The sequence below is a fragment of the Rhodovulum tesquicola genome (genome assembly GCF_024128855.1).
Lineage (GTDB): Bacteria > Pseudomonadota > Alphaproteobacteria > Rhodobacterales > Rhodobacteraceae > Rhodovulum > Rhodovulum tesquicola.
Genome location: NZ_JAMYDV010000043.1, coordinates 1 through 6,495, shown reverse-complemented (window position 1 = coordinate 6,495; position 6,495 = coordinate 1). Strand labels below are relative to the sequence as shown.

The 6,495-nt window shown below is 62.4% G+C and carries 5 protein-coding genes, 1 tRNA gene and 1 pseudogene; 5 read left to right on the top strand and 2 right to left on the bottom strand.

Features of this window, described 5'->3' with window-relative positions:
* Nucleotides 1-50: 50 nt before the first annotated feature.
* Nucleotides 51-127, top strand: a tRNA-Met gene (locus NHN26_RS17040).
* Here NHN26_RS17040 and NHN26_RS17035 read toward each other — a convergent pair.
* The gene (locus NHN26_RS17035) at nucleotides 84-1,769 is read right to left on the bottom strand and encodes a recombinase family protein (protein WP_253090514.1); all 1,686 of its coding nucleotides are present in this window, start codon (nucleotides 1,767-1,769) and stop codon (nucleotides 84-86) included. The two genes, NHN26_RS17040 and NHN26_RS17035, sit on opposite strands and share 44 nt — an antisense overlap.
* A gap of 450 nt (nucleotides 1,770-2,219) precedes the next feature.
* Here NHN26_RS17035 and NHN26_RS17030 point away from each other — a divergent pair.
* The 4 genes and pseudogenes from NHN26_RS17030 to NHN26_RS17555 all read left to right on the top strand — a co-directional run.
* Nucleotides 2,220-2,585, top strand: a pseudogene (locus NHN26_RS17030) (DUF932 domain-containing protein); the annotation flags it as partial.
* A gap of 313 nt (nucleotides 2,586-2,898) precedes the next feature.
* Nucleotides 2,899-3,099, top strand: coding sequence for a hypothetical protein (locus tag NHN26_RS17025; RefSeq protein WP_253090512.1), 201 nt, complete (start codon nucleotides 2,899-2,901; stop codon nucleotides 3,097-3,099).
* A 193-nt stretch (nucleotides 3,100-3,292) separates the two neighbouring features.
* Nucleotides 3,293-5,350 (top strand): DUF262 domain-containing protein, encoded by a 2,058-nt coding sequence (locus NHN26_RS17020; RefSeq protein WP_253090511.1) that lies wholly within the window; start codon nucleotides 3,293-3,295, stop codon nucleotides 5,348-5,350.
* 115 nt (nucleotides 5,351-5,465) lie between these two features.
* A complete protein-coding gene (locus NHN26_RS17555; protein WP_290443017.1) occupies nucleotides 5,466-6,416 on the top strand; it encodes a Hint domain-containing protein in 951 nt (316 codons plus the stop codon).
* Here the strand turns inward: NHN26_RS17555 and NHN26_RS17005 are convergent.
* Nucleotides 6,398-6,495, bottom strand: a 98-nt coding sequence (locus tag NHN26_RS17005) for a transposase domain-containing protein (RefSeq protein ID WP_435594217.1), incomplete at its 5' end; no start/stop codon positions are given. The two genes, NHN26_RS17555 and NHN26_RS17005, sit on opposite strands and share 19 nt — an antisense overlap.

Genomic DNA, 6,495 nt, shown 5'->3' with positions numbered 1-6,495 from the left:
TCAACACGATCAAAAATCAAACCACCAGGAGATCAAATCTCCAAAATCAGCGCGGGGTGGAGCAGCCCGGTAGCTCGTCAGGCTCATAACCTGAAGGTCGTAGGTTCAAATCCTACCCCCGCAACCATCTCAACTTGCGAAAGCAAGTCGTCGGAAAAAGCCGCCCCAACGGGCGGCTTTCTGCGTTTCTGCACGCCATCGCCCGACACGGCACCCGCGGCCACGGCAAGGATTCCTGCAAGGTCTCCGCGCAGGTCGATCGCCAGGTCGCCGTCCGTCGGCGTCAGCACCACGTCCTTGATGAGCCCTCGCAGGATCTCGGTCGCTTCCATCCGTTGCGCCTCGGTCTCTTCGCGCAGCGCCTCGCAGAGTTCGCCGACCTGCCGCCGGTAGTGCTGCGCCATCTCGGGATGCAGCAGCGGCGGAGGTTCGTCGGCGCCAGAGAGCGCAGCGCGGAGATCCTTCTGCCGGGCTTCCAGCTTGAGCATGGCTGCGTTGATCGTGTCGGCGGCTCCTCCGTTGAGAAGCACTTGCAGGAGGCGCTCGAGTTCCCGGTCGATCCGTCTGATCTCCGCCTGTGCGGCCTCCAGCGTGGCGCGTCCCTCGATCCTCTGCTGGTTCACCTCGCGTGTGAACTCCTCGCAGAACTCCCGGAACAGCGCCGGATCCATCAGGTGGCGGCGCAGGGCGCCGAGCACGCGCTCTTCCAGCTCCTCGCGCCGGATGCTTTGGCGGTTCGAACAGGTGCCCTTGTTGCGCGCCGTCGAGCAGCCGACATGGGTGGCCGAGATCATCGAATAGCCGCCGCCACAGGCGCCGCAGCGTGTCAGCCCGGAGAGCAGGTACTTCGGCCGCCGCCGGTCGCGGAAGCTGTTCTCGCCGCTTGCCCCATGCGGCCGCTTGAGGCCGGCCTGGCGCGCCTTGACCGCCAGCCAGAGCGCCTCATCGACGATCCGCAGGTTCGGCACCTCGTGGATCACCCACTCCTCGGGCGGGTTCGGGCGTGCCTGGCGCTTGCCGGTATCCGGGTCCTTGACGAAGCGCTGCCGGTTCCAGACCAGCCGCCCGATGTAAAGCTCGTTGTTGAGGATCCCGGTGCCGCGCTTCGCATTGCCGTTGATGGTGCTGAAACCCCAATCGCCCCCCGTCGGGGCGGAAATCCCCTCGGCATTGAGCTCCGTCGCGATGCGCTTGGGCGATTTTCCCGCCGCATAGTCGCGGAAAATGCGCCGGATCACCTCGGCCTCGACCGGGTCGATGGAGCGGTCACCGCGCTCGGGCTCGCCCGCGGCATCGATCCGGCGGACCACGTCATAGCCATAGCAGTTCCCACCGCCGGATTTGCCCAGCTCCACTCGCCCGCGCTGTCCGCGCCGGGTCTTGTCGGCGAGATCCTTCAGGAACAGCGCGTTCATGGTGCCCTTCAGGCCGATATGCAGATGCGTGACCTCGCCCTCGGACAGCGTCACGATCTTCACCCCGGCGAAGGCCATGCGCTTGAAGAACCCCGCAATATCCTCCTGGTCGCGCGACAGCCTGTCCATCGCCTCGGCGCAGACCAGGTCGAACCGGCCGCGCCCGGCATCGCTCATGAGCGCCTGGATGCCGGGCCGCAGCAGCGAGGCACCCGAGATCGCTTGGTCGGTGTATTCCTCGACGATCTGCCAGCTTTCCTGCTCGGCCCGCAGCCTGCAGATGCGCAGCTGGTCGGCGATCGAGGCCTCGCGCTGGTTGTCAGATGAGTAGCGGGCATAGATCGCAACGCGCATCGCCGGTCTCCGCAGCCCTAGGGCTGCCCCTTTCCGCCTTCCTCTATATGCGCGCGATACCAGTCCCTGGCGGCTCTACGGGCCAGTAACCGCACAAGCGCAAGCATACGCGGATCGGGCGGCTCGGGGGAGACAAAAGGAACCGGCGCGGCAGTCTCCTGCCGATCCTCCTCTGGTCGCCCTGTCTCGCACTTCGCCATCCGCGGTCCCAGTGCTTGTTCCGGCAACAGCCTGAGGCCGATGCGGAGCGGTCGCAATGCCGGCCCCCGGCGGCCGGTGCGCGCCCTGCCGCACCTTGCCGCGCCGCGGCGGAGTCGCTCGCGCCGGATCGTCGCGCACGGACAGGCGCGTTGCGGTTCACCATGCCAGAGCCAGAGGCTGCGCCGCGTCCGATGACGGGTTTGGAGATCGAGAGAGAGGCTCCCGGCCGCCCGTCGCGGAGGTTTCCCAATGAATAGCGAAATCATCGATGCCGGGCGTGAAACCAGCGGCGGCTACAAGGTGGATGTGTCGCGCGGCACGAACGTGGACCGCGTTTCGTCCGAGTGGTTCTCGCGGCCGGATGACGAGCGGTATCTGTCGCTCGACGACCTTTTCGCCTCGGTCAAGGGACGGGCGGAGCGGAGCCGGACGCGCACGGTGGAGAGTGCGGCGATCCGGGTCGAGGCGCATCGGGACAACCCGGAGAAGCTGGGACTTGTCCTGCCAGGCGCGGATGAACCGATCGCGCCGACGCATTGGAGCTTTGGCCAGCTCTCGAGCCTTGTCGGCGCACCTGCGGCCTATCTGCGCCAGCTGGCCGTGCTCACCGCCGGCGATACCGTCGAGCTGCAGGGCAACTTCCGCGCCGCCGACGGCTACTTCGCCGCCGATCAGACATCCTTTTGGGGCTGCAAGGTCGGCTGAAGAAGGCGCGCCACGGCCCCAGAACGGCCCGAGGGCAGTCCTTTCCGTTTGGCAGAACAGACCGCGAGGCTGCAACAGAGAGGCGATCTCTCTTGCCCCGCCGCTAAGCCGGCTTGTGGCATATACGCGTGCCCGCGACGTAACTTAACCCACTGATTTTTCACTGGACTATGCACTTCGGTCACGCCTGTTGTGCAAGTGACTCAAGTAAGGACCTCCTCCCATGAGCCCCAAGCATCCGGACATCATCGTTGCACTGACGGGACACGACGGCAACGCGTTCACCGTGCTCGGCCGATGCTGCCAGGCGGCACGGGAGGCCGGCCTCTCCGAGGACGAGATCGCCGCTTTCATGGCGGAGGCGACGTCAGGCGACTACGATCACCTCCTTCAGACCGCCATGCGCTGGTTCGAAGTCGCTTGAAGACAAGCGGCCGCCTCTTGCGCTCCGACATGGCCAGCTGTTTTTCTATCGTTTGAGAGCGCGGCGGCCGAGGCCGCCTGAGCAACGGTGAGTGCGGCCAACCCTAGGCCGGGAATCGAGCTGTTCGAAACTGATGACAGGACAGCAGGTCTTCCGTAGTTACGAGTAAGATTGAGAGAATTGGAGACACTGCATGAAGGCCGCCGAGACCCGCGTAGACCGATTTCTGGCCAGCAGCGAGACAGCATTCGCCATTCCCGTTTACCAGCGGAACTACGATTGGACACGGGTTCAATGCCAGCAGCTATTCAAAGACATTCTCACCGTCGGGGCAGATGAGAACCTTTCGGGACACTTCATTGGCAGCATCGTCTATGTACATGACGACGTCTACACCGTTTCCGGACTGCGTGAGCTGACGATAATTGACGGCCAGCAGCGCCTGACCACTTTGACGTTGATCTTCATCGCGCTTTATCGACACGCTATTGCCACCGGACGGGATCAGCAGGCGCAGCGCATATACAAGACTTACCTGATCAACGAATTCGCCGAGGATGCTGAGAAGCTGAAGCTGAAGCCAACAGACAACAACAAAGCTGCACTTGCCCAGATCATGGATCCGAAGGAGGCCGTCAAGATCAGCGGTTACTCCCGACTAATTGAGAATTTCCGCTTCTTTGAAGGCGGAATCGATGAAAGCAATTTTGATGTCGTCCAACGAGGCCTAACGAAGCTGATTTTTGTGGATATCGCGCTGGATCGTCAGAAGGATAACCCGCAGCGCATCTTCGAAAGCCTGAACTCGACAGGCCTCGAGCTTTCACAGGCTGATCTTATCCGAAACTACATTCTGATGGGGTTGCCGAGGAAAGATCAAGAACAGGTATTCCGAAAATATTGGGAGCCAATCGAGACGAAAGCACGCAACCTTGAGGTCAATGAAAGCCGGGTCTCAGATTTCATTCGCGACTTTCTGACGCTCAAGCAGAAAGATATCCCGAACAAGAGTGCGGTCTATGAGAAGTTCAAAGAGCGCTATCCGTTGCCAAACTCACCAGAGCTGATGGATGCGCTCGAGGAGTTGCGTGAGCTTTCCAATGTCTATGCGCGCCTCCTGAATCCGCAACTGGAGAAGGACGCGTTCATCAGCCGCGAGCTTGGGTACATCCGAACGCTGGAGATCAACGTCGCGTACCCATTCCTGATGCCCGTCTACCGAGATTTCACAGCTGGGACGATCACCCGGGATGAGTTCGCCTCAGTTCTTCGCCTGGTGCAGAGCTACGTGTGGCGTCGCTTCATCGTCGGCTTGCCGACAAATGCGCTGAACAAGATTTTCATGAGCCTCTATGACCGAATTGACCCTGAGGAATATCTGGCATCGATCCAACGCTCCTTGATGCAGCGTAGTGGGACCCAGCGTTTTCCTCGGGATGCGGAAGTGGTCGCCATGCTCAAGGATAAGGACGTCTACAGCACCAAGAGCCGCACTCGGACCTACTTCTTTGACCGTCTGGAGAACCACAACAATCGTGAGCCTGTGGACGTCACGATGCCGGGTATCACCGTTGAGCATATCTTTCCGCAGAACCCCGAGCCAGCTTGGCGTAGCGCTCTCGATCCGGATGAATACGCCCAACTGAGTGAGAAATATCTCAATACGGTAGGCAACCTCACGCTGTCGGGGAACAACGGCCGCTTGGGAAACAAGGCCTTCGTCGATAAGCGGGACATGAACGACAGCGGCGGCGAACAGGGATATCGGTTCAGCCGTCTTTGGCTGAACCGTGATCTGCAGACTCTGGAGAAATGGGGCGTGGAGGAGGTTGAGGCGCGTGCCGAGCGCATCGCCAAGCGTTTCCTCGAGGTCTGGCCGGCGCCCAACGTTGACGTGCTCGCCGACGCTGACAGTGAAGAGGTCAACATCTTCGACGCGGAGGAGCCGCGCTACAAGCGGCTTGAGTACGCACTGTTCTTCGGCAGCCGCCTCCAGGTAACGCAGGTTGCAAAACTGTACGCGGAGGTGTTCGAGCAGCTCCTCGCGCTCCAGCCTGAGGCATTCCATGACACGCGGCTGGGTGAGAGGGTCCAGTTGAGCTCTGATCCCGACTCGCTGCGGCAAGCGGTTCAGGTTGCGGACGGCTACTTCATCGAAGGGAACATCGACTCGAAGAGCAAATTCGATAGGCTCAAGCTGGCGCTTTCCGAGCTTGGTCTAGAGGAAGAGCTCTTTGTGAAGTTCGCCTGACCGACGGTTTGCAGGCGTGAGTCTAGATCCCGAAAATGCTATTCTCGAGCTACTACGGTGTCATACAGCCCGTAGTGCGTCAGTCCTTTGTGGCTTTCGATGCCCGTGTACCGCAATGAGGCGTCCTCGTAGCGCCGGAAAGCGAAGACCCGGTACCGGAGACGAGACCGGATGGATCAGCGACGGCACCAGCACGCTGACCTTCACCGAGATCGAGCGGCTGAGGCTGACCGACCAGGCCGATACGCTGGATGCCTCGGACGACACGTCGGGCGTCTTGGTCGAGGCCGGCGGCGGAAGCGACAGCCTGACGGGGGGCAGCGGCGCCGACACCCTGTCGGGCGGGTCCGGGCAGGACACGCTGACAGGCGGCCTGGGCGACGACCGGCTGACCGGCGGCTCGGGAGACGACCGCTTCGTCTACGCCGCGGGCGACGGCGCCGACACGATCACCGATTTCAACATCGGCAATTCCGGCACGCTGTCGGACGGTGACGCGACCAACAACGACTTCATCGACCTGTCGTCCTTCTACGACAACCTTCAGGAACTTTACGCCGACCAGGCCGATGACGGGGTCCTGAACCAGTCGAATACGCTCGACGCCAAGGGCCGCGCGGTCGACTATTCCGACAACGACCAGTTCGGCACCGGTTCGCTGACCTTCACCGGGGCCACGGCGGACAGCAGCTTCTACACCGTCGAGAACACCGGCGTCGTGTGCTTTGCCGCGGGCACGCGGATCGCGACCCCGGCGGGCGAGGTCGCGATCGAGGAGCTGCGGGTGGGCGATGCGGTGCTGACCTGCGACAACGGCGTGCAGCCGATCGTCTGGATCGGACGGCGGCGCCTGACCTCGCCCGACCTGGACCGCGCGCCGAACCTGCGGCCGATCCGGCTGGCCGCCACGCTGCTGGGCACCGACGATCCTCTGGTCCTGTCCCCCCAGCATGGCGTTCTGTTGCGCACGGGCGGCGAGGAGCGGTTGATCCGGGCCACGCATCTGGCCCGTCTAAAGGTAAGCGTCGTTGGACGGCCACCCGGTTTTCAGGTTGACGGCTGGTAATTCCACGGGAGCAACTCGTCCAGTCGGCCTTGCGGATGGCCGGCGGCGATGGCTTCGAGGGTGGATTTCAGATAGGCGA